1 protein-coding gene is annotated in these 255 nt (G+C 64.3%); it reads right to left on the reverse strand.

Annotation, left to right across the window (positions count from 1 at the left end):
* Nucleotides 1–255 (reverse strand): GntR family transcriptional regulator (locus EOD29_RS33340; protein WP_164764025.1); only part of this gene is annotated, 255 nt, incomplete at both ends.

Below are 255 nucleotides of genomic sequence, written 5' to 3' on the forward strand. Positions count from 1 at the left end.
CGTCGCGCCGCCACCATGCCCGCCTCGCATTCAATTCCACGGCGTACCTCCAGCGTTTGCAGCAGCACGTCGCGAAGGTGTGCGGTATCGAACGATAGCGGCATGTGGATCGTCGCCCTTGACACGGGCTTCAGCAGATAAGTGCCGCTTCCCTTGCGCGTCTCAATGACACCGAGCGCCTGGAAATGCCGGATCGCCTCGCGAATGGTCGAGCGGCCGACGGCAAGAGCGGTCATCAGCTCGCGCTCAGCCGGC

The sequence above is a fragment of the Mesorhizobium sp. M1A.T.Ca.IN.004.03.1.1 genome (assembly GCF_003997555.1).
Taxonomy (GTDB): Bacteria; Pseudomonadota; Alphaproteobacteria; order Rhizobiales; family Rhizobiaceae; genus Mesorhizobium.